This is a genomic window from Geodermatophilus sp. SYSU D00700, assembly GCF_054050255.1.
Window position 1 is genome coordinate 1 of the sequence record NZ_JBJGZA010000016.1, and the last position, 26,245, is coordinate 26,245.

29 protein-coding genes and 1 riboswitch are annotated in these 26,245 nt (G+C 77.7%); of the genes, 13 read left to right on the plus strand and 16 right to left on the minus strand.

What is annotated here, in order from left to right:
* A partial coding sequence (locus ACI79V_RS13300; protein ID WP_456889959.1) for an ATP-binding protein occupies window positions 1–1,174 on the minus strand: 1,174 nt, incomplete at its 3' end.
* A 73-nt stretch (window positions 1,175–1,247) separates the two neighbouring features.
* Window positions 1,248–1,319: riboswitch (cobalamin riboswitch) on the minus strand.
* A gap of 106 nt (window positions 1,320–1,425) precedes the next feature.
* Between ACI79V_RS13300 and ACI79V_RS13305 the strand changes: the two genes are divergently transcribed.
* Window positions 1,426–2,478 carry an AbrB family transcriptional regulator gene (locus tag ACI79V_RS13305; protein WP_456889961.1) on the plus strand — a complete coding sequence of 351 codons (1,053 nt, stop codon included), beginning with the start codon at window positions 1,426–1,428 and terminating at the stop codon, window positions 2,476–2,478.
* Window positions 2,479–2,509: 31 nt separating this feature from the next.
* On the plus strand, window positions 2,510–2,806 hold the full coding sequence (locus tag ACI79V_RS13310; protein ID WP_456889963.1) for a hypothetical protein: 297 nt from the start codon (window positions 2,510–2,512) through the stop codon (window positions 2,804–2,806).
* Here the strand turns inward: ACI79V_RS13310 and ACI79V_RS13315 are convergent.
* A complete protein-coding gene (locus tag ACI79V_RS13315; protein WP_456889964.1) occupies window positions 2,755–3,990 on the minus strand; it encodes an MFS transporter in 1,236 nt (411 codons plus the stop codon). The genes ACI79V_RS13310 and ACI79V_RS13315 overlap by 52 nt on opposite strands.
* 101 nt (window positions 3,991–4,091) lie before the next feature.
* Here ACI79V_RS13315 and ACI79V_RS13320 point away from each other — a divergent pair, with 101 nt between their 5' ends.
* Complete coding sequence (locus tag ACI79V_RS13320) at window positions 4,092–4,550, plus strand: Lrp/AsnC family transcriptional regulator (RefSeq protein WP_456889966.1); 459 nt, start codon at window positions 4,092–4,094, stop codon at window positions 4,548–4,550.
* A 4-nt stretch (window positions 4,551–4,554) separates the two neighbouring features.
* On the opposite strand, the gene ACI79V_RS13325 is transcribed toward ACI79V_RS13320, so the two are convergent.
* Window positions 4,555–5,055, minus strand: coding sequence for a type II toxin-antitoxin system PemK/MazF family toxin (locus ACI79V_RS13325; RefSeq protein ID WP_456889969.1), 501 nt, complete (start codon window positions 5,053–5,055; stop codon window positions 4,555–4,557).
* Window positions 5,056–5,213: 158 nt separating this feature from the next.
* Between ACI79V_RS13325 and ACI79V_RS13330 the strand changes: the two genes are divergently transcribed.
* On the plus strand, window positions 5,214–5,411 hold the full coding sequence (locus ACI79V_RS13330; protein ID WP_456875411.1) for a hypothetical protein: 198 nt from the start codon (window positions 5,214–5,216) through the stop codon (window positions 5,409–5,411).
* Window positions 5,412–5,437: 26 nt separating this feature from the next.
* On the opposite strand, the gene ACI79V_RS13335 is transcribed toward ACI79V_RS13330, so the two are convergent.
* Window positions 5,438–5,863, minus strand: a complete 426-nt coding sequence (locus ACI79V_RS13335) for a VOC family protein (protein ID WP_456889971.1) — start codon at window positions 5,861–5,863, stop codon at window positions 5,438–5,440.
* 95 nt (window positions 5,864–5,958) lie between these two features.
* Window positions 5,959–6,573, minus strand: coding sequence for an MSMEG_1061 family FMN-dependent PPOX-type flavoprotein (locus tag ACI79V_RS13340; protein ID WP_456889973.1), 615 nt, complete (start codon window positions 6,571–6,573; stop codon window positions 5,959–5,961).
* A 50-nt stretch (window positions 6,574–6,623) separates the two neighbouring features.
* Between ACI79V_RS13340 and ACI79V_RS13345 the strand changes: the two genes are divergently transcribed.
* A complete protein-coding gene (locus ACI79V_RS13345) occupies window positions 6,624–7,010 on the plus strand; it encodes an acyl-CoA thioesterase (protein ID WP_456875414.1) in 387 nt (128 codons plus the stop codon).
* On the opposite strand, the gene ACI79V_RS13350 is transcribed toward ACI79V_RS13345, so the two are convergent.
* From ACI79V_RS13350 to ACI79V_RS13370, 5 genes are all read right to left on the minus strand, one after another.
* Window positions 6,997–8,502 (minus strand): cobyric acid synthase, encoded by a 1,506-nt coding sequence (locus tag ACI79V_RS13350; RefSeq protein ID WP_456889976.1) that lies wholly within the window; start codon window positions 8,500–8,502, stop codon window positions 6,997–6,999. The two genes, ACI79V_RS13345 and ACI79V_RS13350, sit on opposite strands and share 14 nt — an antisense overlap.
* Window positions 8,499–9,185, minus strand: a complete 687-nt coding sequence (locus ACI79V_RS13355; protein WP_456889977.1) for a lysophospholipid acyltransferase family protein — start codon at window positions 9,183–9,185, stop codon at window positions 8,499–8,501. Before ACI79V_RS13355 ends, ACI79V_RS13350 begins: the two co-directional genes overlap by 4 nt.
* Window positions 9,186–9,281: 96 nt before the next feature.
* Window positions 9,282–10,013 carry a PAS and ANTAR domain-containing protein gene (locus tag ACI79V_RS13360; protein WP_456889978.1) on the minus strand — a complete coding sequence of 244 codons (732 nt, stop codon included), beginning with the start codon at window positions 10,011–10,013 and terminating at the stop codon, window positions 9,282–9,284.
* Between the two features lie 165 nt (window positions 10,014–10,178).
* The gene (gene yczR / locus ACI79V_RS13365) at window positions 10,179–11,627 is read right to left on the minus strand and encodes a MocR-like transcription factor YczR (protein ID WP_456889979.1); all 1,449 of its coding nucleotides are present in this window, start codon (window positions 11,625–11,627) and stop codon (window positions 10,179–10,181) included.
* A 259-nt stretch (window positions 11,628–11,886) separates the two neighbouring features.
* Entirely contained in the window at window positions 11,887–12,834 is a 948-nt protein-coding gene (locus ACI79V_RS13370; protein WP_456889981.1) for a cobalamin biosynthesis protein, read from the minus strand.
* A gap of 40 nt (window positions 12,835–12,874) precedes the next feature.
* On the opposite strand from ACI79V_RS13370, the gene def reads away from it, so the two are divergent.
* The 3 genes from def (at window position 12,875) to cobM (ending at window position 15,529) form a co-directional block, all read left to right on the plus strand.
* Window positions 12,875–13,432 carry a peptide deformylase gene (gene def / locus ACI79V_RS13375; protein WP_456889984.1) on the plus strand — a complete coding sequence of 186 codons (558 nt, stop codon included), beginning with the start codon at window positions 12,875–12,877 and terminating at the stop codon, window positions 13,430–13,432.
* The gene (cbiE, locus tag ACI79V_RS13380; RefSeq protein ID WP_456889988.1) at window positions 13,429–14,670 is read left to right on the plus strand and encodes a precorrin-6y C5,15-methyltransferase (decarboxylating) subunit CbiE; all 1,242 of its coding nucleotides are present in this window, start codon (window positions 13,429–13,431) and stop codon (window positions 14,668–14,670) included. Before def ends, cbiE begins: the two co-directional genes overlap by 4 nt.
* A gap of 112 nt (window positions 14,671–14,782) precedes the next feature.
* Window positions 14,783–15,529, plus strand: coding sequence for a precorrin-4 C(11)-methyltransferase (gene cobM / locus ACI79V_RS13385; RefSeq protein ID WP_456889990.1), 747 nt, complete (start codon window positions 14,783–14,785; stop codon window positions 15,527–15,529).
* On the opposite strand, the gene ACI79V_RS13390 is transcribed toward cobM, so the two are convergent.
* On the minus strand, window positions 15,520–16,602 hold the full coding sequence (locus tag ACI79V_RS13390) for a cobalt-precorrin-5B (C(1))-methyltransferase (RefSeq protein ID WP_456889992.1): 1,083 nt from the start codon (window positions 16,600–16,602) through the stop codon (window positions 15,520–15,522). The genes cobM and ACI79V_RS13390 overlap by 10 nt on opposite strands.
* Before the next feature lie 107 nt (window positions 16,603–16,709).
* On the opposite strand from ACI79V_RS13390, the gene ACI79V_RS13395 reads away from it, so the two are divergent.
* From ACI79V_RS13395 to ACI79V_RS13415, 5 genes are all read left to right on the plus strand, one after another.
* Entirely contained in the window at window positions 16,710–17,444 is a 735-nt protein-coding gene (locus ACI79V_RS13395) for a cobalt-precorrin-6A reductase (RefSeq protein ID WP_456889994.1), read from the plus strand.
* Between the two features lie 43 nt (window positions 17,445–17,487).
* On the plus strand, window positions 17,488–17,970 hold the full coding sequence (locus ACI79V_RS13400; protein WP_456890140.1) for an FBP domain-containing protein: 483 nt from the start codon (window positions 17,488–17,490) through the stop codon (window positions 17,968–17,970).
* 97 nt (window positions 17,971–18,067) lie between these two features.
* Window positions 18,068–19,780 (plus strand): ABC transporter, encoded by a 1,713-nt coding sequence (locus ACI79V_RS13405; RefSeq protein WP_456875193.1) that lies wholly within the window; start codon window positions 18,068–18,070, stop codon window positions 19,778–19,780.
* Window positions 19,777–21,360 (plus strand): GTPase, encoded by a 1,584-nt coding sequence (locus ACI79V_RS13410; protein WP_456889996.1) that lies wholly within the window; start codon window positions 19,777–19,779, stop codon window positions 21,358–21,360. The genes ACI79V_RS13405 and ACI79V_RS13410 overlap by 4 nt, the downstream gene beginning before the upstream one ends.
* A gap of 79 nt (window positions 21,361–21,439) precedes the next feature.
* Window positions 21,440–21,649 carry a DUF4177 domain-containing protein gene (locus ACI79V_RS13415; RefSeq protein WP_456875191.1) on the plus strand — a complete coding sequence of 70 codons (210 nt, stop codon included), beginning with the start codon at window positions 21,440–21,442 and terminating at the stop codon, window positions 21,647–21,649.
* Window positions 21,650–21,670: 21 nt separating this feature from the next.
* Here the strand turns inward: ACI79V_RS13415 and ACI79V_RS13420 are convergent, their stop codons facing one another.
* The 5 genes from ACI79V_RS13420 to ACI79V_RS13440 all read right to left on the minus strand — a co-directional run bounded on the left by ACI79V_RS13420 (window position 21,671) and on the right by ACI79V_RS13440 (window position 26,199).
* Window positions 21,671–21,799: a hypothetical protein gene (locus ACI79V_RS13420; RefSeq protein ID WP_456875190.1), complete on the minus strand. Its 129-nt coding sequence runs from the start codon at window positions 21,797–21,799 to the stop codon at window positions 21,671–21,673.
* Window positions 21,800–21,909: 110 nt separating this feature from the next.
* A complete protein-coding gene (locus ACI79V_RS13425; protein WP_456889998.1) occupies window positions 21,910–22,704 on the minus strand; it encodes a CPBP family intramembrane glutamic endopeptidase in 795 nt (264 codons plus the stop codon).
* A 99-nt stretch (window positions 22,705–22,803) separates the two neighbouring features.
* Complete coding sequence (locus tag ACI79V_RS13430) at window positions 22,804–24,030, minus strand: MFS transporter (RefSeq protein ID WP_456890000.1); 1,227 nt, start codon at window positions 24,028–24,030, stop codon at window positions 22,804–22,806.
* 55 nt (window positions 24,031–24,085) lie between these two features.
* The gene (locus tag ACI79V_RS13435) at window positions 24,086–25,582 is read right to left on the minus strand and encodes a precorrin-2 C(20)-methyltransferase (RefSeq protein ID WP_456890002.1); all 1,497 of its coding nucleotides are present in this window, start codon (window positions 25,580–25,582) and stop codon (window positions 24,086–24,088) included.
* Entirely contained in the window at window positions 25,579–26,199 is a 621-nt protein-coding gene (locus ACI79V_RS13440) for a precorrin-8X methylmutase (RefSeq protein WP_456890004.1), read from the minus strand. Before ACI79V_RS13440 ends, ACI79V_RS13435 begins: the two co-directional genes overlap by 4 nt.
* Between the last annotated feature and the right edge of the window lie 46 nt (window positions 26,200–26,245).

Below are 26,245 nucleotides of genomic sequence, written 5' to 3' on the forward strand. Positions count from 1 at the left end.
CCCCCCCCCCCCCCCCCACCACCCGCCCCCCCCGCCCCCCCCCGCCCGCCCCCCCGCCCCCCCCCCCCCCCCCCCCCGGGGAGTCCGGGCCGTCACCGTCCCCGGGCGGGGGCGGGGGCGGGGGCGGGGGAGCGCCGCCGTCGTCCGGTCCCTGGGGCGGGTCGTCGTCGGGGCGGGAGTCCTCGAGCGCCTGCTCCAGGGTGTCCTCGTCGAGGCCCGGGGCGTCGAACGGGTTGCGGCGCCGGCGGTGCGGCAGCGCGAGCCGAGCGGCCACCCGGACGTCGTCCTCGGTGACCTCCTCGCGGCCGCACCAGGCGGCGTGTGCGATCGCGGTGCGGGCGGTGACCAGGTCGGCGCGCAGGCCGTCGACGTCGAAGGCCGCGCAGACGGCGGTCACCTGGCGCAGCGCGGCGTCGGAGAGGGTCACCCGTGGCAGCCGGGCCCGGGCGGCGGCGATCCCGGACGCCAGCGCCGCCTCCTCCGCCGCCCACGCCGCGGCGAACCCGGCGGGGTCGGCGTCGAAGGCGAACCGGCGGCGGACCACCTCGGCGCGCTCGGCCGGGTCGCGGGGGGCGGCGACCTCCACGGTGAGCCCGAACCGGTCGAGCAGCTGCGGGCGCAGCTCGCCCTCCTCGGGGTTCATCGTCCCGACCAGCAGGAACCGGGCGGCGTGCCGCACCGAGACACCCTCGCGCTCGACGTAGGCGGTGCCCAGCGCCGCGGCGTCGAGGAGCAGGTCGACGAGGTGGTCGTGCAGCAGGTTGACCTCGTCGACGTAGAGCACGCCCCGGTGCGCGGCGGCCAGCAGCCCCGGCTCGAAGGCCTTCACGCCCTCGGTCAGCGCCCGCTCCAGGTCCAGCGACCCGACGACGCGGTCCTCCGAGGCGCCCACCGGCAGCTCGACCAGCCGCGCCGGCCGCGTGTGCCCGGGGACCGCGTCGTGCGGCCCGTCGGGGCAGGCCGGGTCGGGCGCGGCCGGGTCGCAGGCGAAGCGGCAGCCGGGCACGACGGCGACCGGCGGCAGGACGGCGGCCAGCGCGCGCACCGTCGTCGACTTCGCCGTCCCCTTCTCGCCGCGCACCAGGACGCCCCCGATGGCCGGGGAGACGGCGTTGAGCAGCAGCGCCAGCCGCATGTCGTCCATGCCGACGACGGCGCCGAAGGGGTAGGTCATGCGGCTCGACCGCGCACGGCAGGTGTCCTCTCCCCGGGTGTCCACGCCCGGAGGTGGCAGGAGGCGTCGGCGGGAGTTCCTGACTCACCGGCACGGGACCGGCTCACAGTGGCGGGACCGCGCCGGAGTCGCACCGGGCTTCCTCCACTGCCGTCGCTGTGGCGGCGCCCATGGAACCACGCCCGACCGCAGGCGGACAGGCCGGGCCGCCGACTTGACGCAGGCCGGTCGCGGCGGGTCCCGTCTGCGGCATGGCGGGCGCCCGGCTCCTCGACGCCGCCGTGGTCGTCGCCGGCGCCGTGGGAGCCGTCGTCCTGCTCGACCGGGCCGGCGTCCCGTCCCCCGCGCTGTTCGGCGGGCTGCTGGCCGGGCTGGTCCGCGGGCTGGCCGGGCGCACCCCCGCCGACGTGCCGCGGGCCGGGCAGGCGGCCGCGCAGGCCGTCGTCGGGATCGCGATCGGCACCCTGGTCGACCCGGACACCCTCGCCGCCCTCGGCGAGGACTGGCTGCCGGTCCTGCTGGTCACCGTCGCCACGTTGCTGCTCACCGTCGCCGCCGGGCTGCTGCTGCGCCGCCAGCCGGGCATCACGCCGGTGACCGGCGCCTTCGCGATGATCGCCGGGGGCGCCTCGGGGATCACCGCCATGGCGCGCGACCTCGGCGCCGACGACCGCATGGTCGCGGTCCTGCAGTACCTGCGCGTGGTGCTCATCGTGGTGCTGATGCCGGTCGTCGCGACGACGGTCTACGGCGCCGACCCGGGCGGCGGCACCGTCCCGGCGGGACCGCCCGGCCCGGGCCGGCCCGCGGACCTGCTGTTCACCGCCGCCTGCGCGCTGAGCGGCCTGCTGCTCGCGCGGCTGGTGCGGCTGCCGGTGCCCGCCCTGCTCGGCCCCCTCCTCGTCGCGGCGGGGGCCGACCTCTCCGGGGTCTCCGGCGGTGCGGCCGTGCCCCCGGGGGTGGAGGCGGCGGCCTTCCTGCTCATCGGCCTCGCCGTCGGGGTGCGCTTCACCGTGGCGAGCCTGCGCACCGTCGGCCGGGCGCTGCCCGTGGCGCTGGGGATCATCCTCGGGCTGGTCGCCGCCTGCGCCGGCCTCGGCCTGGTGCTGTCCGCGGCCACCGGCGTCAGCCGGCTCGACGGCTACCTCGCGACGACGCCCGGCGGCCTCTACGCCGTCCTGGCCACCGCCACCGGCAGCGGCGCCGACGCCACGTTCGTGCTCGCCGTCCAGGTGCTGCGGCTGTTCGTGATGCTGCTCGCGGCCCCGCTGGTGGCCCGTCGGCTGCGCCCCCGGCCGGGGTGAGGGCGTGCGCCGGGCGCCTACCCTCGACCGGGTGACCGCGCCGAGGGAGGAGACCGAGCTGTCCGACGTCGACACCACCGAGCTGCCCGGGGACGCGGCGGCGACGGCGCAGGACGCCGTGCTGCTGTTCGTGGGCGGCCCGCTCGACGGGCGGGTGGAGATCCGTGCCGCACGCCACGGGGACCCGCTGCCCACGGTCACGCACGTGCACCTCCACGACGGGCCGAAGGTCGTCTCCCGCTACGACCTGCACCCGCTGCCCGGACAGGCCGGCGTCTACCACCTCCGCCCGCCGGGCCCGCAGCCGCGCCGCGACCGCACCGGCTGAGGGAGGTCCTCGCCTCCTCCCGCACGCACCCGCGCGGCGGGGACCGCGGCGAGCAGCAGCGCCAAGGCGGAGACGAGGGCGACGACGGGCAGCCCGGAGTGCTCGTACGCCGGCCCCAGGCCCGCGGTGCCCAGTGATGCGGCCAGGTAGGTGACGGCGCTGTAGAGCGACAGGACCGGACCGCGCGCCGGCCCGCCCGCCCGGGAGAGCAGGCCGACCAGCAGGCTCAGCCCGAGGTGGTTGGCCAGCCCCCAGGCCACGGCCAGCAGCAGGACGGTGGCGAGCGAGCCGGTGGTCAGCGGCACCAGGCCGTAGACGGCGGCCAGGACGAGGACGGCCGGGAGGAGCAGCCGGGCCGGCCCGACGCGGTCGACCCGGGCGTCGAGCAGCCCGGCGGCGCCGAAGCCCGCGCCGTAGGCGAGCGCCAGCAGCCCGGCCTGGGCGGCGCTCGCGCCCTCCTCCGCGCGGAGGTGGTGCCCCAGGTAGGCGTAGGTCGCGTAGAAGGCGCCCATGTAGGCCAGGACGACGAGCAGCAGCGGGCGCACGCCCGGTCGCCGCAGGGCCGCCGCGTACCCGGTGCCGCTGCCGCCCTCGCGCGGGGCCCGCGGCTCCGGGAGGCGCCCGAGCAGCCCGACGAGCACCAGCGACAGCGCGGCGACCCCGGCGAGGGTGCCGCGCCACCCGACGGCGCCGCCGGCCGCCGCGGCCAGCGGCACGGCCACCACCATGGCCACCGACCAGCCGAGGAGCACCCGGCCGACCGCGCGGGTCTGCGCGCTGGCCGGCGCCAGCTCCCCTGCGGTGGCGTAGGCGGCGGGCAGCAGCACACCGGCGGCTGCGCCGGCGACGGCCTGGCCGGCGGCCAGCCACACCCAGTGCTGCGCAGTCGCCGAGAGCAGCAGCCCGGCCGACAGCACCGCCGCGGCGGCGCGCAGCACGGTGCGTCGTGGCAGCCGGTCGGCGGTCCTCCCCAGCGCGAGCGCCGACACCGCGGTGGCCAGGCCGTAGGCGCCCGCGGCCCGGCCGACCGCTGCCGGGCCGGTGCCCAGCGACCGGGCGACGTCGACGAACAGCGGGGCGAGCAGCAGCGACTGTGCGCCCACGACGGCCACCGCCGCCATGAGCAGCCACGGTGCGGACCCGAGCCGGACGGCCCCGGTCGGGCGGTTCGGGAGGCTGGGCACGCCCCGACCGTAGGACCGAAAGCGGTTCAGCGATACGGGCCTGTGGCCGAACGGTGTCGAGTCCGTATGCTGTTCGGCCGTAACCGGTGAGGGGATGAGGCGTGGACGCCACGGACCGAACGCTGTTGGGTCTGCTGCAGGACGACGCCCAGTCGTCCTACGCGGAGCTCGGTCGCGCCGTGCACCTCTCGCCCGCCGCGGTGCACGAGCGGGTGCGCCGGCTGCGCCGCGACGGCGTCATCCGGCGCACCACGGTCGAGGTGGACCCCGACGCGCTGGGACGCCACCTGCTGGCCTTCGTCGAGGTCGACACCGAGGGCTGGGTGACCGAGCCGCTGGCCGAGGCGGTCCGGGACGACCCGCGCGTCGAGGAGATGCACTCGGTGGCCGGGGACACGCACTTCCTCGTCAAGGTGCGGGTCGCCGGCCCGAACGACCTGCAGGACCTGCTGCGCGACCTGTACGCCGTCACCGGCGTCCGCAACACCCGCACCCGCGTGGTGCTGCAGACCTACGTCGAGCGCGGCCCGAGCCCGGTGCCGCCGGTGCCGGCGGGCTGAGCCCTCACCACCCCTGGACGCGGCGCGCGGCGGCCACCACCCGGTCGAACACCGCCCGGTCCAGGGCCGCGCCCTCGCGGCGCACCTCCGCGGGGTCGAGGACGAGCAGGCGGTCCAGCCGCACCTCGCTCGGCCGGCCCTGCCGGTCCCAGCCGCCGCGGCCGACGTCCATCCACGTCCGGCCGTGCCGGGCCTCGTCGGCGGCGTCGCGGTCGTGGTCCCTGCTGGTGAGCGCCAGCCCCACCAGGTCCGCCCCGCGCCGGCCGAGCACCAGCACCGGGCGGTCCTTGCCCCGCCCGTCGCCCTCGTCGTAGGGCGCCCAGGCCCACACCACCTCGCCGGGGTCGGGCCGGCCGTCGGCCCGCGGGCGGTACTCCGTGTCGACGCCGGCGGGCGGGCGCTGCCCGGTGGCGCGTGCCGGGCGGGGTGTGGGACGGCGACCGGCCGCGGCGGCGGTGCGCACGAGCGACAGGACGGCGTCCACCAGACGGCGCGAGCGGCTCATGCGCGCACCGTACGGATCGGCGAGGGGACACGCCGTCACAACTGACTCGTTCGTCACACCGGTACCAAATCGGGCCGGTTCTGGTTCCGGAGCGTCGTTCCTGGGCACCATCGAGTCACGGAGCGCGCAGCCACCGCGCCCGGGAGAGGGGACTCCCCATGACCTCGGCCCAGCCCGTCATCGCCGCCGTCCCGCTGGCGCGCGAACCCCGCGCCAGCGTGCTCGCCGCCTTCCAGCTGGTCGAGGACGCCAGGTACCTGGGCGCCGGACGCGGACGCCGGCGCCGGCGGACCCGCCGCATCGCCGAGCGCACCGTGGTCTCCCGCCGCCTCGCCCGGGACCTCCCCGTCGGCTGACCGGGCCCGCCGCGCTCCCCGAGCCGTCAGGCGACGCAGAACTCGTTGCCCTCCGGGTCGGCCAGCGTCACCCAGTCGAAGGGACCCTGCGAGGCCCGCCACAGCTCGGTGGCGCCGAGCGCCAGCAGCCGCGCCACCTCGGCCTCCCGCCGGTCGTCGCCGACCCGCAGGTCGAGGTGCAGGCGGTTCTTGACCGTCTTGCCCTCGGGGACGCGCTGGAACAGCACCCGCGGGCGGTCCGGGTCGGGCGAGGTGACGGCCGCACCCGAGGCCCACACCAGGGCGCCGCGGTGCGTGGTGGTGTCGGCCTCGGAGGCGTGCCCGGCCTCGACCGTCCGCCGGATGAACGCCTCGTCCTGCGGCTCCACCTGCCAGCCCAGCGCCTCCGCCCACCAGTCCGCCTGCGCGTGCGGGTCGGCCGAGTCGATCACCACCTGGAAGTCGGTCGCCATGCCCGCAGCCTGGCAGCCCCTGGTGACGTTCTGGAACGGCCGCCCTCCAGGGGCCCGCGCCGAGCGTGCGAGGCGTGGGGAGGACGGTGGTCCTCCTACAACTCCAGTGCCAGCTCCGCGCGGATCGTCGCGTCGTCGGGCAGCGGCGTCTCCAGCCGGCAGTGGTCGCGGATCATGACGCCGAAGGGTGGCAACGCCGCGCGGTCGATCCGCGCGTCGGGGTCCCACAGCCGCGAGCGCATGACCGCCTTGGCGCACTGCAGGTAGGCGCGCTGCACGGTGACGACCAGCAGCGAGCGCGGCGCCCGCCCGAACTCGGTGAGGTCGAGGTCGAGGGCGTCGGCGGGCAGCAGCTGCCCGGTGCCGTAGACCTTGAGCGTCTCCTCGACGCCGGGCACGAAGAACAGCAGCGCCACGCGCGGGTTGACCGCCACCTTGCGCAGGCTGTCGAGCCGGTTGTTGCCCTGCCGGTCGGGCAGCACCAGCCGGCGCTCGTCGAGCACCCGCACGAAGCCCGGGTCCCCGCCGCGCGGGGAGATCTCCGGCCAGCCGTCGGCGTCGGCCGTGGACATCGTGAGGAACGGCGAGAGCCCGATGAACGAGCGGCAGTGGGTGTCGAGGTGGTCGATCTCCTTGTCGACGACCAGCTGCGAGGGCGGGCGGTACCCCGCGAGGACGGGGTCGGGAGCGGGCGCGCCGTCGTCGGGCATGGCGACGACGGTAACCGCCGGACCCGCCCGCCCGGCTAGCCTGCCTGCCCGTGCCGGTCACCTGGAGCTCCCCGGTCCGCTTCGTCGAGTGCGACCAGCAGGGCGTCGTGTTCAACGCGCACTACCTGGTCTGGGCCGACGAGGCCAGCAACCTGTGGTGGGCCTCGCTCGGCCTGCCGTGGGACGAGATCGCCGCCCGCGCCGACCCGGTGGTCAAGGCCAGCACGCTGGAGTGGTCGTCGTCGGCCCGGTGGGGCGACACGGTGACCGTCGAGGCCGAGTCCGAGCGGGTGGGCCGCACCAGCGTGACCGTGCGGTTCACCGTCCGCGTGGGGGAGCGGGTGTGCTGCGTCGTCCGCAACACCTACGTCGGCACGGCCGGTGGCGCGCCCGTGCCCTGGCCCGACGACGTGCGCGAGCGGCTCACCGCCGGCTGAGCGCGCCCCCGGGAGGGAGCAGGGACAGGTCTGCGGGCGGGCCCTGCTCGACCAGCCGGCGCAGCGCGTCGGTGTCGGCGTGCTCGGCCACGAGGTCGCCGAGAGCGTCCAGGCGCTGCTCGCGCACCGCGGCGAAGGAGGTGTCCGGCGCGGGCGTGAACCGCCGGCCGGCCGCATGGGCGACCTCGGCGAGGAAGGCCCGCCGGAAGCCGTCGTTCTCCAGGGCGCCGTGCCAGGTGGTGCCCCACACCGACCCGACCCGGCCGCCGTCGAGGAAGGGCTCGGCCCCGTCCCCGTAGTCGACCAGGCCGTGGTGGATCTCGTAGCCGCGCACCGGGTGGCCGAGGGCCGCCCCGGACGGGCGGCCCAGCGTCTTCTCCCGCGCGAACCGGACGTCGGCCGGCAGCAGCCCGAGGCCGGCGACCGTGCCGGCGCGCGACTCGACGTCGTCGGTGATGGTCCGGGCGAGCATCTGGTGCCCGCCGCAGATGCCCAGCACCGGCCGGCCCTCGGCGGCCCGCCGGACGACGGCGCCGGCCAGCCCGGTCGAGCGCAGCCACGCCAGGTCGGCCACGGTCGAGCGGGTGCCCGGGAGGACGACGAGGTCGGCGTCGGCGGCCTCCTCGGGGCGGGTGACGAAGCGGACCAGGACGCCGGGCTCGGCGGCCAGTGCGTCGACGTCGGTGGAGTTCGACAGCCGCGGCAGCCGCGCCACGGCCACCCGCAGCACGTCCTCCCCGTGCGGCGGCCCGGCCGCGGAGACGCCGGTGGGGATGCCCAGGGAGTCCTCCACGTCGAGCGCCGCGCCGGGGAGCCAGGGGAGCACGCCGAGGGTGGGCCGGCCGGTGAGCGCGGTGAGCTGGTCCAGCCCGGGGCGCAGCAGCCGGACGTCGCCGCGGAACTTGTTGACCAGGAACCCGGCGACCAGCCGCTGGTCGGCGGGGGGCATGAGCGCGACGGTGCCGTAGAGGGCGGGGAAGACGCCGCCGCGGTCGATGTCGCCGACGACCACCACCGGCAGGCCCGCCGCGGTGGCCAGGCCCATGTTGGCGATGTCGTCGGCGCGCAGGTTGATCTCGGTGGGGGAGCCGGCGCCCTCGCACACGACGACGTCGAACCGCGACCGCAGGTCGGCCAGGCTGGCCAGCACCTGCTCGAGCAGCGCCGCCTTCATCGGCCGGTAGGACAGCGCGGTCACCTCGGCCACCGGCCGGCCCAGCACGACGACCTGGCTCGCGTCCTCGCCGCCGGGCTTGAGCAGCACCGGGTTCATCGCCGCCTCGGGCTCCACGCCCGCGGCCGCCGCCTGCATGGCCTGCGCCCGCCCGATCTCGGCGCCGTCGGCGGTGACCACCGAGTTGTTGCTCATGTTCTGCGCCTTGAACGGCGCCACGCGCACGCCCTCGCGGGCCAGCCAGCGGCAGATGCCGGCGGTGACGACGGACTTGCCGGCGTCGGAGGTGGTGCCGGCGACGAGGAGCGCGCCGCTCACGGCGTGGCGGGGGGAGCGACCGGGGAGGTCCGCTGCTGCCCCCACCCGGCCTTCTCCTGGCCCGACAGCTCCGCGATCGCCTCCATGATCCGGTCGGTGACCTCCCGGCGCGGCCGTCCCCTGCCGGCCTGCCCGCGGTGCTCGGGGAAGGTCAGCGCCGGGCCGAAGGTGACCGACACCCGGTGGGGGCGCGGCCAGCGGGAGTCGACCGGCTGCACCCGGTCGGTCCCGGCGACGGCGACCGGCACCACCGGGCAGTCGGCGGTGAGCGCCAGCCAGGCGACGCCGGTCTTGCCCCGGGCCAGCCGGCCGTCGCGGGACCGGGTGCCCTCGGGGTAGATGCCGAAGCCCTCACCGCGCCGCAGCACGCCCAGGGCGGTGTCGAGGGCCCCCTGCGCGGCGCGCGAGGTCTCCCGCTCGACGGGCACCGCGCCCAGCGCGGTGAACAGCGTGCGGGTGAGCCACCCGCCGATGCCGGGCGAGGTGAAGTACTCGGCCTTGGCCAGGTAGTGCACGCGGCGCGGGGCGGCGAGCGGGATGACGATGCTGTCCATGAAGGACAGGTGGTTGCTCGCGATGATGACCGCGCCGGTGGCCGGCACGTTCTCCCGTCCCCGCACCCGCGGCCGCAGCAGCAGGTGGAACAGCGGCCTGAGCAGGAACCGCGCGACGAGGTAGAACACGCCGTCCACCTCCCTCGGTCCGGCCCGCCCGCCGGACCCCCCGGGGCATCCTCCCCTGCCGCCGGGAGGAGGACGGCGGCAGGGGAGGCGACCGGGTCAGTGCCCGGAGCCGGGAGGCGGACAGGCGTCGCGCAGGATCTCCCGCACCTGGGCCGACAGCGGCCGGCGGCCCGAGGCCGAGGCCACCACGTCGACGGCGACGTCGCGGACCTTGCGGTGGGTGTGGCTGGAGATGTGTGCCAGCAGGTCGAAGGCCACCTGGTCACCGCAGCCGGTGAGCAGCATCAGCACGCCCTTGGCCTGCTCGATCGGGGCCCGGCTGGCCATGGCGGCCCGCAGCTGGTCCACCTCGACCTCCAGGGCCCGGACGCGCTCCTCGCCGGCGGCCGGCCGCGGGCTCTCCACGACCAGGCCCTCGACGGCGACGACGCGGCCCTCGTCGTCGAGCCGCGGCTCCCCGAGCAGGATCGCGGCGCGGTGCCCGCCGTCGTCGGTGCGGATCCGCACCTCGAGGCAGAAGGCCTGCCCACCGGTGAGCGCCGCGGACAGGGCGTCGATCGTCCGCGGCCGGTCGTCGGGGTGCTGCGCCTCCAGCAGCGCCTCGGTGCAGGCGCCGGCGCCGTCGGCGGGAAGTCCGTGCAGGGCGCTCATCTCCGCCGACCACTCCCACTCGCCGGTGGCGCGGTCGTACCTCCAGCGCCCGGCCAGCCGGGTGCGCCGGCCGGTGGGCAGCGGAGGTGCCGGCGGGCGCGACGGGGGTGCGGCACCGGCGCCCCGCAGGTCGACGGGACGGTGGCGCGGCAGGAGTCGGGACGGGGTCGACGTCATGGTGCTCTCCGGGTGGCGCACCGGGCAGCGCCCGGCGATGGCCGCTCAGCCGGCTGTTCGACCGTCTGCGGTTGCCGGTGCTGGACCGGCCGCTCTCGTCTCCTGAGACCGTAGTCGCCCGGGGCGGCGGGCGCACGCCGTCCGGGCGCATCGACGGGACGCGGGTCACACGACCGTGGCCGGCCGCGCCTGCCGCCGGACGGCCGGACCGCTTTGCAGAGCGGCGTCCACCGAGGCCAGCGTGGCCACCGCGGCGCGCAGCCGGTCCGGCGGCAGGGTGAAGGGCAGCCGCAGGCGGTCGTCGAAGAGCGTCCCGGTGCCGAAGACGCGCCCCTCCGCCAGCAGCAGGCCCAGCGGTGCCGCGGCGGCCACGAGCGCGGCGGAGCTGGTCCCCGGTGGCAGCGCGCACCACGCCGACAGCCCGCCGCCGGGGCGGGGCGCGCTCCAGTGCGGCAGTCGCGCGGCCACCTCGGCCAGCAGCACCTCCCGGCGTTCCCGCAGCAGCGCGCGGCGGCCGGCCAGCACGGCGTCGAGGTCGCGGACCAGCGCCGCCGCGGCGACCTGGTCGAGCAGGCCGACCGACAGCTGCCGGCGGCCCAGGGTGGCGGCCAGCGAGGCGGCCAGCGCGGCGTCGGTGCGCAGCCAGCCGATCCGCAGCCCGCCCCAGACGGCCTTGGACAGCCCGCCGACGGTCACCGTGGCGGCGTCGGGCAGGCCGGCGGCGTAGGGCGGCAGCGGCCCCTGCTCGTCGAGCCACAGCTCCGCGGTGACCTCGTCGACGACGGTGAGCACGCCCTGCTGCCACAGGGTCGCGGCCAGCCGCCGCCGGCCGGCCGCCGACAGCCGCGCGCCGCTGGGGTTGGAGAAGTCGGGCATCAGGAAGGCCAGCCGCGGGCTGCTCTGCCGGACGGCGAGGTGGGCGGCACCGACGACGGCGTCGGGGTCGGCGGCGTCGACGCCCACCGGCACGCACCGCCCGCCGGCCGCCGTCACCATGCCGATCGCGCCGGGGTAGGTGGGGTGCTCGACCAGCACCCGGTCCCCGGGCTGCAGCAGTGCCTCGACCACCGTCGCGGTGGCGTCGCCGGTGCCGACGGTGACCACGACCTGCTCGGGGTCGGTGGGCAGGCCGCGGGCGGTGTAGCGGTCGGCGACCGCCGCGCGCAGCTCGGGCAGCCCGCCGGGCGCGTAGCCGTGGCCGGCGGCGAGGGCGGGCAGCCGGGACAGCGCCTGCTGGTAGGCGGGCAGCAGCTCGGGCGCGGCCTCGGGCGCGGCGTGCGCGAGGTCGAGCACCTCCGGGTCGGTGGCCGGCGCGGTCCACACCGCGTCCACCGGCGGCGCCTCGAGCACGGTGCCGGCGCCGTGGCGGGTGCTGGCGCGGCCCTGCTCCCGCAGCAGCCGGTAGGCCGACGCGACGGTGACCCGGCTGACCGTCAGCGCCGCGGCCAGGTCCCGCTCGGCGGGCAGCCGGCTCCCCGGGGGGAGCCGGCCCAGCGCGACGAGCTCACCGATCCGGCGGGCCAGGCCGGCGTACCGGGGACCGGGTGCGTCGTCCAGTGGCCCGACCAGCCTGGCCAGCTCCGCGGCAGTGGACTGGCCCCGCTCCAGTGGCATGCAGGCCACCATGCCGGATTGGACTCGTCTCGTCCAGTGCAGATGGTGCCACTGTCGTGGTCATGACCACCGGATCAGTCCTCGTGCTCCTGTTCCTGCTCGCCGTGGGCGGCCTGGCCGCCGGCACGCTGGTCGTCGCGGTGCGCGGCGGGCGCGGGCCGGCCGACCCGCCGGCCAGCCACCTCCACACCGATCCGGCCGGCTTCCCCGTGCTCCCGGAGCCGCGCGGGGCCCTGCACCGGCGCGGTCCCCGGACCGGTCAGCCGCGGCGGAGCAGCCGGCCGGCCGCGGCCAGCGCCGCCGCGGCCAGCCACACCGCCCGCGACAGGCGGACCGCCCGGGCGACGTCGTCGCTGTCCGGCGCCCGGCCGTCGCCGAGCACCGGCCGGTCCTCCACCCTGCTGCCGTAGACGTTGCGCCCGCCCAGCCGCAGTCCCAGCGCGCCGGCCGCCGCGGCCTCGCAGCGGCCGGCGTTGGGGCTGGGGTGGGCGGCGCCGTCGCGGCGCCAGACGCGCAGCGCCCCGCGCGGGGAGCCGCCGGCCAGCGGTGCGAGGGCGACGGTGAGCGCGGCGGTCAGCCGGGCGGGCAGCCAGTTGGCGACGTCGTCGGCGCGGGCGGCGGCCCAGCCGAAGAGGGCGTACCGCGGGGAACGGTGACCCACCATCGCGTCGAGGGTGTTGACCGCGCGGTACCCGAGCAGCCCGGGCAGCCCGGCCAGCGCGCCCCACACCAGCGGTGCGACGGCGGCGTCGGAGGTGTTCTCCGCGACCGACTCGACGGTGGCGCGGGCCAGCTCCCCGGCGCCGAGCGCCGAGGGGTCCCGCCCGGCCAGCGTGGGCAGCAGTGCCCGGGCGGCGGGCAGGTCCCCGGCCGCCAGCGCACCGGCCATCGCCCCGGCGGCCCGGCCGAGCGAGGTGCCGCCGAGCACCGTCCAGGTGGCGAGGGCGACCGCGGCCGTGCGCGCTGCCGGCCGGTCCCGGGTGGCCCGGTCGACCGCCGTCCCCAGGCCCGCGGCCGCGGCGACGAGCACCGCGGCGTGGCCGGCCCCGGCCGCCCGGGAGTCCCGCCACAGGCGGCGCTCCAGCGCGGCGGCGAGCGAGCCGAAGCCCGCCACCGGGTGCCGCCGGGCGGGGTCGGCCAGCAGCAGGTCGGCGCCCGCGCCGAGCGCCAGGCCGAGAGCGGAGGCGACGTCTCGGCGGCGGGGCACGACGTCCATCCTGCCCAGGGCGCTTCCTAGGATCGCGGCCATGCGCCTGCCCGGCCGTTACGACGGCGTCGCCCGGCCGATCGTCACCTACGGCAGCAACGAGGTGCTGCACCGCCCGACCGCCCCCGTCACCGAGTTCGACGAGCGGCTGCGCCGGCTGGTGCTCGACATGTTCGCCAGCATGCGCGAGGCCGACGGCGTGGGGCTGGCCGCGAACCAGATCGGCGTCGACGCACGGGTGTTCGTCATCGACTGCCCCGACGCCGACGGCGAGGACGTCGTCGGCTACGTCGTCAACCCGTCGCTGACGCCGGTGCAGCCGGCCGACGGCGAGCCGGCGGAGGAGGTCACCGAGGAGGGCTGCCTCTCGGTGCCCGGGCCCTACGCCGAGCTCCCCCGGGCCTTCCGCGCCCGGGTCGAGGGCGTGGACGTGACGGGCCGTCCGGTCTCCATCGAGGCGACCGGCATGGCCGCCCGGTGCCTGCAGCACGAGGTCGACCACCTCGACGGCGTCGTCTACGTCGACCGGCTGCCCGCGGAGCTGCGCGAGCGGCTGCTGGCCGAGGCCGCCGGGCCGGAGGGGGAGCTGCCGGCGTGAGCGGGACGGCGGAGGCCGCCGAGCCGGCGCCGCCCGCGCCGGTCGTCGTCGTGGGGATCGGCGCGGACGGGTGGGACGGGCTGGCGCCCACCTCCCGCGCCGAGGTCGAGCGCGCCGACGTGCTCCTCGGCAGCGCCCGGCAGCTGGACCTGGTGCCCGGGGAGGTGGGTGCCGAGCGGGTCCCGTGGCCCTCGCCGCTCACCGAGGCCCTGCCCGGGCTGGTCGAGCAGCACGCCGGCCGCGCGGTCGTGGTGCTGGCCAGCGGCGACCCGATGCTGTCGGGGATCGGCACCACGCTCACCCGGCTGCTCGGCGCCGGCCGGGTGCGGGTGCTGCCGGCGCCGTCGTCGGTGTCGCTGGCCTGCGCCCGGCTGGGCTGGGCGGTGGAGGACACCGAGGTGGTCACCCTGGTCGGCCGGCCGATCGAGCTGCTGCACCCGCACGTGCAGCCCGGCCGGCGGCTGCTGGTGCTCGGGTCCGACGGCGAGACCCCGGCCCAGGTGGCCGCGCTGCTGGCCGGCCGGGGGTACGGGCAGAGCCTGCTCACCGTGCTCGGCGGCCTGGGCGGCCCCGACGAGGAGGTGCGCACCGGCACCGCGGCCACCTGGTCGCAGCCGGCGCCGGCGCTGGTGGTCACCGCCGTCGAGTGCCGTGCCGACCGGGGCACGATGCCGCTGCCCACCACGCCCGGACTGCCCGACGGTGCCTACGAGTCCGACGGGCAGCTCACCCGCTCCGAGGTCCGCGCGGTCACGCTGGCCCGGCTGGCGGCGGTGCCGGGACAGCTGCTGTGGGACGTCGGCGCCGGCGCGGGGTCGATCGGCATCGAGTGGATGCGGGCCCACCGCACCTGCCGCGCCGTCGCCGTCGAGGCCTCCGCGGAGCGCGCCGAGCGGATCGCCCGCAACGCCACCCGGCTCGGCGTGCCCTACCTGCGGGTGGTGCACGGGCACGCGCCCGAGGTGCTGTCCCGGCTGGGCGCCCCCGACGCGGTGTTCATCGGCGGCGGGCTGACCACGCCGCTGCTGGTCGAGACGTGCTGGGACGCCCTGCCGCCGGGCGGGCGGATGGTGGCCAACGCGGTGACGGTGGAGAGCGAGGCCGTGCTCGCCCAGTGGCACGCCGAGGTGGGCGGTGACCTGGTGCGGGTGGAGGTGTCGCGGGCCGAGCCGGTGGGGTCGTTCACCGGCTGGAAGCCGGCGATGCCCGTGACGATCTGGTCGGTGACCCGGTGGTGATGGGCGCGACGAGTGGGGGCCGGAGGCCTCCGCGAGGAGCGGCCGGGTGGGCTCCTCGTGGCAGGGGACGGCACCTGGTCGCGGTGTCGTCCGGTAGGACGACGGTGTCATCGTGACGGTGCACTTCATCGGGGCCGGGCCCGGGGCCGCCGACCTCGTCACGCTGCGGGCGGCGCGGATCATCGCGTCCGCCCCGGTGTGCCTCTACGCCGGCGCGCTGGTGCCCCGCGAGCTGCTCGACACCGCCCCGCCCGGCGCCCGCCTGGTCGACACCGCCGACCTCGACCTCGACGCGATCACCGCCGAGCTGGTCGCCGCGCACGAGGCCGGTCTCGACGTCGCCCGGCTGCACTCGGGGGACCCCAGCGTCTACAGCGCGATGGCCGAGCAGATGCGCCGGCTCGACGCCGCCGGCGTCCCCTACGACGTCGTCCCGGGGGTGCCCGCGTTCGCCGCGGCCGCCGCGTCGCTCAAGCGGGAGCTGACCGTGCCCGGCGTCGGGCAGACCGTCGTGCTCACCCGCACGTCGGCGCGGTCGACACCGATGCCGCCGGGGGAGCAGCTGGCCGCGTACGCCGCCACCGGCGCGACGCTGGTGCTGCACCTGGCCGTGCAGCGCATCGCCCAGCTCGCGCCGCAGCTCGCCGAGCACTACGGCGACGACGGCCCGGTCGCCGTCGTGGCCCGGGCCAGCCGCGACGACGAGCTGGTGCTGCGCGGCACGCTCGCCGACATCGCCGCGCAGGTCGAGGCCGCCGGGGTGAGACGGACGGCGGTCGTCGTCGTGGGCCCGGTGCTCACCGCGGAGCAGTTCCCCGACAGCCACCTGTACTCGACGGCGCGGTGCCGTCAGGCCTGACCCACGATCGCCCCGGCGCGGTCGACCACCACGACGTCGACCGCCACCGGGGCGCCGCGCAGCACCCCCAGCGCCGTCTCGCGGGCAGCGGCGGCGACCAGGTCGCCCAGCGGCAGCCCGGCGGCCTGGCACTGCCGCAGCGCGTCGAGCGCGGTGTTCGCGCCGCGCACGCCCTCGACCAGCGCCGGGTCGCCGCCGGCGCCGGCCACCCGGTCGGCCAGCGACGCGAAGGACACCTGGGAGCGGCCCGAGTGCAGGTCGAGGTGGCCGTCGGCGAGCTTGGCCAGCTTGCCGATGCCGCCGGCCACGGTCAGCCGCGGCACCGGGTGGCGGCGCAGGTACTTGAGCACGGCGCCGGCGAAGTCGCCCATGTCCAGCAGCGCGTCCTCGGGCAGGCCGTGGAGCTGCTGCACCGTCCGCTCGCTGGTGGATCCGGTGCACCCGGCCACGTGCCGATGCCCGGCGGCGCGGGCGACGTCGATGCCGCGGCGGATCGAGTCGATCCACGACGAGCACGAGTACGGCACGACCACGCCGGTGGTCCCCAGCACCGAGAGCCCGCCGACGATGCCCAGCCGCGGGTTCCACGTCCGCCGCGCCAGTTCCTCCCCGTGCTCGATGGACACCTCGACGACGACGTCGCCGCTGCCGCCGTGCCGGTGCGCCACCATGGCCACGTGCGCAGCGATGAACCGCCGTGGCATCGGGTTGATCGCCGGCTCGCCCACCGCCAGCGGGAGGCCGGGCTTGGTCACCGTGCCCACGCCCTCGCCGGCCCGGAAGACGACGCCGCTGCCGGGCTCGCCGTGGGTCACCCGCACGCCCACCAGCGCACCGTGGGTGACGTCGGGGTCGTCGCCGGCGTCCTTGACCACCGCCGCGCGGGCCGCGCCGGGCTCCAGCGACTCCCGGGCCAGCGCGAAGGACGGGTGCCGGTCGTTCGGCAGGTCGATGGTCACCGGGTCGGGGAACTCGCCGGTGAGCAGCGCGGTGTAGGCCGCGGTGGTGGCCGCCGTCGCGCACGCGCCGGTGGTCCAGCCGTGCCGCAGCCCGGAGGCGCCGTCCCTGCTCACGGGCCCATGATCCCCGGCGGCCGGGTCCTGAGCGGACAGGGGCGGGTGCATCGCAGCGAGGGACGAGCGAGGAGCGGAGCGCCCCGCGGGAGCGAGGGGGAGGCGCGGTGAGCGGGCAGGTCCTGGTGCTCGGCGGCACCGCCGAGGCGCGGCGGCTGGCCACCGAGCTGGTGGCCGGCGGGGTCGACGTCCTCTCCAGCCTCGCCGGGCGGGTGGCCGACCCGCTGCTGCCCGAGGGCCGGGTGCGGGTCGGCGGGTTCGGCGGTGCCGACGGGCTGGCCGACTGGCTGGCCACGCACCGGCCGGCCGCCGTCGTGGACGCCACCCACCCCTTCGCTGCGCGGATCACCGCCAACGCGGCCGCGGCCGCGGCCCGGCACCGCACCCCGCTGCTGCGGCTCCAGCGCCCCGGGTGGGCGCCGGGCCCGGGCGACGACTGGCGCTACGTGGACTCGCTGGCCGCGGCGGCCGAGGCGGTGCGCGGCCGCGGCACGGTCTTCCTCACCACCGGCCGGCAGGGGGTGGGCGCCTTCGCCGCGCTGCCGGGCCGGGTGCTGGTGCGGGCGGTGGACCCGCCCGACGAGCCGCTGCCGGCGGGGGCGGTGCTGCTGCTCGCCCGCGGCCCGTTCACGGTGGAGGAGGAGGTGGCGCTGATGCGCGACCACGGCGTGGACGTCGTCGTCGCCAAGGACTCCGGCGGGCACCTTACCGAGGCCAAGCTGGTGGCCGCCCGGCAGCTCGGGCTGCCCGTCGTGCTGGTGCGCCGGCCACCGCTGCCCGCCGGGGTGACCGTGGTCGGCACGGTGGAGGAGGCGCTGCGCTGGGTGCGGGAAACCGCTTGAGACCGGCCGGTTCCGGATCGGAGGATGGCTCCTCGTGGAACCGATGACCGAGGCCCAGGTGCGCCGCTCCTTCGTGAACTGCTCGAAGGGCGAGGCGAACTCGGCGACCCTGCCGCGCGACCTCGCCGACCTGCCGTGGGACGAGCTCGAGGTGCTCGGCTGGCGGGACGCGAAGGCGCCGCTGCGCGGCTACCTCGTCGTCCAGCGGGAGGGCCGGCCGGTGGGCGTGGCGCTGCGGGCCGCCGACACCCGGATGTCGGTCCGCCGCAGCGTGATGTGCCTGCTCTGCCGGTCGACGCACGCCGGCGACGCGGTCTCGCTGTTCACCGCCCGGCGCGCCGGTGAGGCCGGGCGCAACGGCAACACGGTGGGCACCTACGTCTGCGCCGACCTCGGCTGCGCCGTCCGCGCCCGCAGCGAGATCCCGCCGTGGCTGCGTGACCGCGACCCGCTCCTCGTGGGCGAGGAGCGGGTCGCGGAGCTGCGCGGACGGGTGGCGGAGTTCGTCGACGCCGTCCTGGGGTGAGCCGCCGGCCCGCCCGGGTCCGGGCCCCCGCTCACCCGGACGGGCCGTCCACCGGCGGCAACGGGTAGCGGAGGGCTCCGCGGGCTACCTACCGGGGGTGACCGGACCCGTTCCGCTGACCGACGCGCTGCAGGAGCTCCGCGACGCCGTGGCGCATGCCCCGCTCGGCCTGGCCACGCCCGGCCGCGAGGCCACCGTCCGCACCGCGCGGGCCGTCGTCGACCAGGTCGACGACTACCTGCTGCCCCGGCTGCGCGACCTCGACGCCCCGCTGCTGGCGGTGGTCGGCGGTTCCACCGGCGCGGGCAAGTCCACGCTGGTCAACAGCGTGCTCGGGGCGCGGGTCACCACGCCCGGCGTGCTGCGCCCCACCACCCGGGCACCGGTGCTGGTGTGCTCGCCGGCCGACCTCGCCGCGTTCTCCGGCGACCGGGTGCTCCCGCACCTGCCGCGCACCACCGGCGCGGGCGACAGCGTCCGCGACGTCGCCGGCGGGCTGCGGCTGGTGCCCAGCGACGCGCTCCCGCCGGGGCTGGCGCTGATCGACGCCCCCGACGTCGACTCCGTGGTGGAGGCCAACCGCGACCTCGCCGGGCAGCTGCTGTCGGCCGCCGACCTGTGGGTCTTCGTGACGACGGCGGCGCGCTACGCCGACGCGGTCCCGTGGGACCTGCTGCGGACGGCGCAGGAGCGGGGCACCGCGCTGGCCGTCGTCCTCGACCGGACGCCGCCCGAGGCGGTGACCGAGGTCGCCGACGACCTGGCCGGGATGCTGCAGCGCGGCGGGCTGGGCGGCGCGCGGCTGTTCGTCGTCGAGGAGCGGCCGCTGGCCGACGGGTTCCTGCCCGAGGACCAGGTCGCCCCGCTGCGCGACTGGCTGCGCGGCCTGGCCGCCGACCAGGAGCAGCGGGCCGCCGTGGTCCGGCAGACGCTGGCCGGTGCGCTGGAGAGCCTCGACGGGCGGGTCGCCGCGGTGGCCGCGGGGGTCGACGAGCAGGCCGCGGCGGCCACCGCCCTGGCCGACGCCGCCGAGGCCGCCTACGACGGCGCGCGCGACGCCGTCGCCGAGGGCGTGGGCAACGGCAGCCTGCTGCGCGGCGAGGTGCTCGCCCGCTGGCAGGACTTCGTCGGCACCGGCGAGTGGATGCGCTCGCTGCAGAACCAGGTGGGCCGGCTGCGCGACCGCCTCGGGGCCGCGCTGAGCGGCCGGCCGACGACGGCCGACTCGCTGTCGGGGGCGCTGGAGTCCGGCGTCGAGACGCTGATGCGGTCCGAGGCCGACCGCGCCGCCGACCGCACGGTGACCGCGTGGCGGTCGCTGCCCGGCGGCGGGCCGCTGGTGGCCGGGCGCGAGGAGGCGCTGGGCGCCGCCTCGCCGGAGTTCGCGCCGGCCGCCGCCGACGAGGTGCGCGACTGGCAGGGCTTCGTGCTCGACCTGGTCCGCGAGGAGGGGGCGAGCCGGCGCTCGCGGGCGCGGCTGCTGTCCTGGGGGGTCAACGGCGCCGGGGCGGTGGTGATGGTCGCCGTGTTCGCCTCGACGGCGGGGCTGACCGGCGCGGAGCTCGCGGTCGCCGGCGGCACCACCGCCGTGGGGCAGCGGGTGCTCGAGGCGGTGTTCGGCGACGCCGCGGTGCGCGAGCTGGCGGCCCGGGCCCGCGCCGACCTGGACGCCCGCGCCGACCGGCTGCTGCGCGTCGAGCAGGAGCGCTTCGACGAGCTGCTGGACGTCGTCGCCGACGCCCCCGACGCGGCCGGGCGGCTGCGGGCCGCCGTCGCCGCGCTGGCCGCGGCCCGGGGCGTGGCCGCGTGAGGGCTCGGGAGACGCCGCTGGCCGACCGGCTGGCCGCGCTGCGCGAGGCGGTGGGGGTGGCCGAGGGGCGGCTGGAGGTCCCCGAGATCGGCGCCGCGCGGCAGCTGCTGGCCAAGGCCGGCGCCCGCGAGGCGCTGGGCGACGCCACCGTCGTCGCGCTGGCCGGGGCCACCGGCAGCGGCAAGTCCACGCTGTTCAACGCCCTGTCCGGGGCGGAGGTGAGCACGCCGGGGGTGCGGCGGCCCACCACCGGCGTCGCGCACGCGAGCGTCTGGGGCGAGCAGGGCGCGGACCGGCTGCTCGACTGGCTGGAGGTGCCCCGCCGGCACCGGGTGGCCGACCCCGACCCCGCCCTCGACGGGCTGGTGCTGCTGGACCTGCCCGACCACGACAGCGTGCGGCTGGAGAACCGGCTGGAGGTCGACCGGCTGGTGCAGCTGGTCGACGTCCTGGTGTGGGTGCTCGACCCGCAGAAGTACGCCGACGACGCGGTGCACACCCGCTACCTCGCGCCGCTGGCCGGGCACGCGGGCGTGCTGCTGGTGGTGCTCAACCAGGTCGACCGGCTCGACGAGGCCGCGGCCGTCGCGTGCCTGACCGACCTGCGCCGGCTGCTCGACGAGGAGGGGCTGACCGGGACGCCGGTGCTGCCCACCGCGGCCCGCACCGGCCTGGGCCTGCCGGAGCTGCGCGCCGAGCTGGCCCGCCGGGTCGGTGCGCGGAAGGCGGCGACCGACCGGCTCACCGCCGACGCCCGCGCCGCGGCCGGCGCGCTGGCCGAGCACTGCGCGCCCGACCTCGGCCGCGACCGCGGACCCGGTCGCGCCGCCCGCGAGGAGCTCACCGCCGCGCTGGCCGACGCCGCCGGGGTGCCCGCCGTCGTCGGCGCGGTCGAGCGCTCGGCCCGCCGCAACGGCACCGCGCACACCGGCTGGCCGCTGCTGCGGTGGACGCGCAAGCTGCGCGCCGACCCGCTGGCCCGGCTCAACCTGGGCGACGAGCGGTCGCGCACCTCGCTGCCGCAGGCCGGGTCGGTGCAGCGGGCCGGCATGGACGCCGCGCTGCGCCGGGCCCGCGACGACGCCGGCCGCGGGCTGCCGCCGGCCTGGCGCGACGAGCTGCGCCGCACCACCGAGGACACCGCCGAGCGGCTGCCCGACCGGCTCGACCGCGCCGTCGCCGGCACCGACCTGGGCCCGGACCGCACGCCGCTGTGGCAGCGCGCGGTCGGCGGGCTGCAGTGGCTGCTCGCGCTGGTGGCGCTGGCCGGGGCGCTGTGGCTGATCTGCCTGGTCGGACTGGGGCTGCTGCAGCTCGACGACGTCGTGCCGCTGCCCCGGGTGCAGGGGATCCCGCTGCCCACGGTGCTGCTGGTCCTCGGGCTGCTCGCCGGGTTGCTGCTGGCCCTGGTGTGCCGGCCGCTGGTGGCCGCGGGGGCCCGGCGCCGGGCGCGGACGGCTCGGCGCCGGTTGACCGCACGGGTGGCCGAGGTGGCCGAGGAGGAGGTGCTGGCCCCGGTGGCGGAAGTGCGCGCCGAGCACGACCGCTACTGCGCCGCGGTGGGTCGCGCGCGCTCCTGACGCGCGGCACCGGCGGGCGTGGACACCGGGTGCCGGACCGGACAGGCTGGCCTCTCGGCACCGGCGAGGGGAGCGGTCGATGGTCGCGCGCTACGAGTACAAGGTCGAGGAGATCCGCGAGGGCATGATCGGCGGCAAGATGTCCGGCGGCAAGCTCGAGAAGGTCCTGAACTCGTACGCCCGCGAGGGCTGGCAGCTCCGGGCGATCACGTCCGTCGAGGTGAAGGGCCGCATCGGGCCCGGCGGTGTGGAGGGCGTCCTGGTCACCTTCGAGCGGCCGCTCGTCTGAGCCACCCGGCGGCGGCCGGGATCAGTTCGGGTTCAGGTCCTCGATCCTCCTCAGCAGCCAGAGGCGGACGTCGGCGAGGCGGTCCTCCCGGGAGGCGGCGAGCTGCTGGCGCAGCCGCTCACGGTCCTCGCGGGACGGGTCGTCGGTCACGCTGGGAGTCCGTACCCGCCGGGACGTGCTTCTACCTGCAGACGGGCCTCGGGACCTCGCGTGGCCGGCGGACCGGGGGGTCCGGTGTCCTGGACCGGCCGCGGGGCACCTCAACCCGTGGGGGCCGGCTCGATGCGGTGCCGGCGCACCCACAGGAGGACGCCGAGGACGACCATCACCAGCACCGCGACGAGGAACCCGGCATGGGTGCGGCCGGGGACGACCGCGCTGGAGACCAGGGCGAAGTCCCACAGCCCGTGGAGCAGAGCCGGTGCGAGCAACCCGCCCGCGCGCCTGCGGACCAGGTAGAAGAAGTAGCCGGCGACCGCGGTGACGAACACCTGGACGAAGGCCCCCACCCCCTCGCTGACCAGGTTGGTCGCATGGGCCAGGCCGAAGACCAGGGTGGACCACAGTGCGACCCGGCCCTCGCTGAACCCGTTGGTGCGGAACACCGTGACGCCCAGGCCGCGGAACATGCCCTCCTCGGCGGACCCGACGAGCAGGCAGCTGAGCAGCAGCAGGAGGGTGAAGCCGAGCCCGCGGTCGGCCAGGCCGCCGTAGTTGACCGCCGCGACGGTGCCGGCCCCCATGAGGACCGGGACGACGACCACCCAGCGCTGCACCGGCCGGGCGTCCACCAGCACGGGCCGCCACCACCGCAGGAGGGCCACGGCGGCGAGGACGAACGCCAGCGAGACGCCGACCGGGACGGTGATGCTGCGCCACACCTCGTCCGGAGTCGTCGGGGAGGCATAGCCGGCGTCGGTGCCTCGGGTCAGCAGCACCGCCAGACCCTGGAGGACGACCAGGTAGACGACCACCAGCGCGATCCACCCGGCCACGGACAACCGGCGCGCGCCGGGCGGGTCCTCGACGACCGGGCCGGACACGTCGCTGGTCATGGCCGTCAACGTATGGCCGGTGGCTGCCCGCGGAGGGGGACTGGGTCGTCCGCCGGCCCGGGCGCCGGTCCGCCTCGTGGGCGGCGGTCGCGGAGCGGGTCAGGCCGCCAGCGGCTCGGCCGGCTCCTCGACGCGGTCCGGAGCGGCGTTCCGGCGGTCCGACAGCCGCAGGCCGGCCGCCGCCCCCACCGCCAGCAGGACGACGACGCCGCCGTAGACCTCGGCGACCGGTCGCAGCCCCACGGCGCCCGCGGCGACGCCCGCGACGATGGCCGGGATGCTGAAGGCCAGGTAGCCGACGACGAAGACGCTCGACAGCAGCCCCGCGCGGTGGCCGGGCTCGACGCCGGCGGTCACCAGGGCCACCGCGCCGAGGAACGCCGCGCCGAAGCCCACGCCGGACACCGCGGCCGACAGGAGGAACAGCCACAGCGAGCCGGTGACCAGCGAGACCAGCAGGACACCGACCGCGACGGCGAACACCAGGCAGCCGCCGCCCATCGACCGGCGCGGCGGCAGGTCGCGGGCGAGCAGGCTGCCGACGACACCGGCGCCCTGCATGCAGAGGATGAGCAGGCTGCCGACGACGTGGTCGGCGACGCCGAAGACGCCGGCGACCAGCGACGGGCCGAGGGAGAGCACCAGCCCGCCCATCGCCCACAGCGCCACCAGGGCGGGGACGGCGACGGCGAACGCCCGGCGCTGCGGCCGGGGCACCTCGACCCTCGGGCGCAGCGAGGCCAGCGCTCCGGGCAGCCGCGGTGAGGACTCCGGCAGCACCAGGACCAGCGCGGCGCCGAGCACGAAGACGACGGTGAGCACGCCGAACACCCACGGCGTCGGGCTGGCGACGGACTCGATCGCCAGACCCGCGCCGACGGCGCCGAGGGACAGGCCCAGGCCGGGGGAGACGCTGTTGAGCAGCGCGCCGATCGGCCGCCGGCCGGGGCGCTGCAGGTCGAGCAGGGTGGCGCCGAGCGACCCGGTCAGCGCGCCGGTGGACAGCCCCTGCAGCACCCGCGCGGCCAGCAGCCAGCCCACGCCGTCGGCGGCGAGGAAGACGGCCATGGCCACCGCCTGCAGCAGCAGCCCGCCGGCGAGCACCGGTCGCCGCCCGACGTGGTCGGACAGGCTCCCGACCACCAGCAGCGCGGCCAGCAGCGCGAAGGCGTAGATGCCGAAGACCAGGGTCAGGACCCCGGCGCCGAAGCCGAACTGCTCCTGGTAGACGCGGTACAGCGGCGTCGGGACCCCGGAGGCGGCCAGCACCAGCACGAGCAGTCCGGCCACCGACCAGAACGCGGCGGGGCGGGAGAGGCGGGGCACGCCGGGGGACAAGCGGGACCGCGAGCTGGTTGTTCCCCGCAACGGCGTGTCGGCGTCAGGAGGGGTAGCGGCGCGGTGTGTAGACCTGCCCCGACGGCGTCACCCGGGTCTGCGAGGAGCCGACGAGCACCAGGCAGCGCATGTCGACGGTCTCCGGGTCGAGCTCGCCGAGCGTCGTCACCCGGACCTCCTCCCCCGGCCCGCCGACGTCGCGGCCGACGACGACCACCGTCTCCGGCTTGCGCACCTCCAGCAGCGCGGTCAGCGCCTCGCCGAGCTGGTGCGGCCGCGCCCGCGAGCGCGGGTTGTAGAGCGCGAGGACCAGGTCGGCGGCCGCGGCCGCGCGCAGCCGGTCGAGCACCACGTCGAGCGGCTTGAGCACGTCGGAGAGGCTGATGACGGCGAAGTCGTGGCCCAGCGGGGCGCCGACACGGGAGGCCACGGCCTGCGCGGCGGTCAGGCCGGGCAGCACCCGGACGCGGACGCCGGCGTGCTCGGGACGGGCGGCCACCTCGAGCACCGCGGCGGCCATGGCGAACACGCCCGGGTCGCCGCTGGAGACCACCGCGACCCGCCGTCCCGACCGGGCCAGCTCCAGGGCGTGCGCGGCCCGTTCGGCCTCCACCCGGTTGTCGCTGGGGTGCCGGGTCTGCCGCGGGTTGGCCGGCACGCGGTCGAGGTAGGGCCCGTAGCCGACCAGGTCGTCGGCGGACGCCACCGCGTCGGCGGCCTCGGGCGTCGTCCAGCCGCGCGCGCCGGGGCCGAGGCCGACGACGACCACCTCACCGGCCCGCGGTCCGGCGTCCTGGGCGTCGGGCGGCGCGGAGGAGGCCGCGGTGAGGGGGCTGGGCAGCAGCGCGAGGGAGAAGTAGGGCACCGTCGCCGGGTCGACGCCGGCGAGGGGCAGCGTGCGCTGCCGGTCGGTGGTGGCCCGCTCGACGTAGAGCGCGCGGTCGAGCACGCCGGCGGCCTCGAACGCCTCCCGCACCTGCGGGAACGTGCGGCCGAGCTTCATCACGACCGCGGAGTCGGTGGTGGCCAGCCACTCGGCGAGCTCGTCGGCGGGCAGCGTGCCGGGCAGCACGGTGAGCACCTCGTCCCGCTCCACCAGCGGCCGGCCGACCACCGCGGCGGCGCCGCTGACGCTGGTCACGCCGGGCACCACCTCGGTCGGGTACCGGTGCGCGAGCCGCTTGTGCATGTGCATGTAGGACCCGTAGAAGAACGGGTCGCCCTCGGCGAGCACGACGACGTCGCGGCCGGCGTCGAGGTGGGCGGCCAGCCGGCCGGCGGCGGCCTCGTAGAACTCGTCGATGGCGCCCTGATAGCCGCCGGGGTGGTCGGTGCCCTCGGTGGTGACCGGGTAGACCAGCAGCTCCTCGACCTGCCCCTCCCGCAGGTACGGGGCGGCCAGCGCGCGGGCGACCGAACGGCCGTGCCGCGCGGCGTGGAAGGCGACGACGTCGGCGGCGGCGATCAGCCGGGCGGCCTTGACGGTGACCAGCTCGGGGTCGCCGGGACCCAGCCCGACGCCGTAGAGGCGGCCGGTCATTCCACGTCGCTCGCGATCGCGTTCACGGCCGCGGCGGTGATCGCGCTGCCGCCGCGGCGGCCGCGGACGACGAGGAACTCCAGGTCCGAGGCGGCCAGCGCCTCCTTCGACTCGGCCGCGCCGATGAAGCCGACCGGGATGCCGAGCACGGCGGCCGGGCGCGGGGCGCCGGCGGCGACCATCTCGAGCAGGTGGAACAGCGCGGTGGGGGCGTTGCCGATCGCGACGACGGCGCCGTCGAGGCGCTCGCCCCACAGCTCCAGCGCGGCGGCGGTGCGGGTGGTGCGGAGGTCTGCGGCCAGCGCCGGCACCTGCGGGTCGTCGAGGGTGCAGACGACGTCGTTGTCCTTGGGCAGCCGCCGCCGGGTGATGCCGGAGGCGACCATCCGGGCGTCGCAGAGCACGGGCGCGCCGGCGTCGAGCGCCTCGCGGGCACGCCGGACGACGTCGGGGCTGTAGGCGACGTCGGCCACCAGGTCGACCTGGCCGCAGGCGTGGATCATCCGCACGACGGCGCGGGCGACGTCGTCGGGCAGGCCGGTGAGGTCGGCCTCGGCCCGGATCGTCGCGAACGACTGCCGGTAGATCTCGGCGCCGTCCTTCTCGTACTCGTACATCGCCCGCGAGGCTACGGCCCGCCGCGGCGTCGTCCCCGCCCGCGTG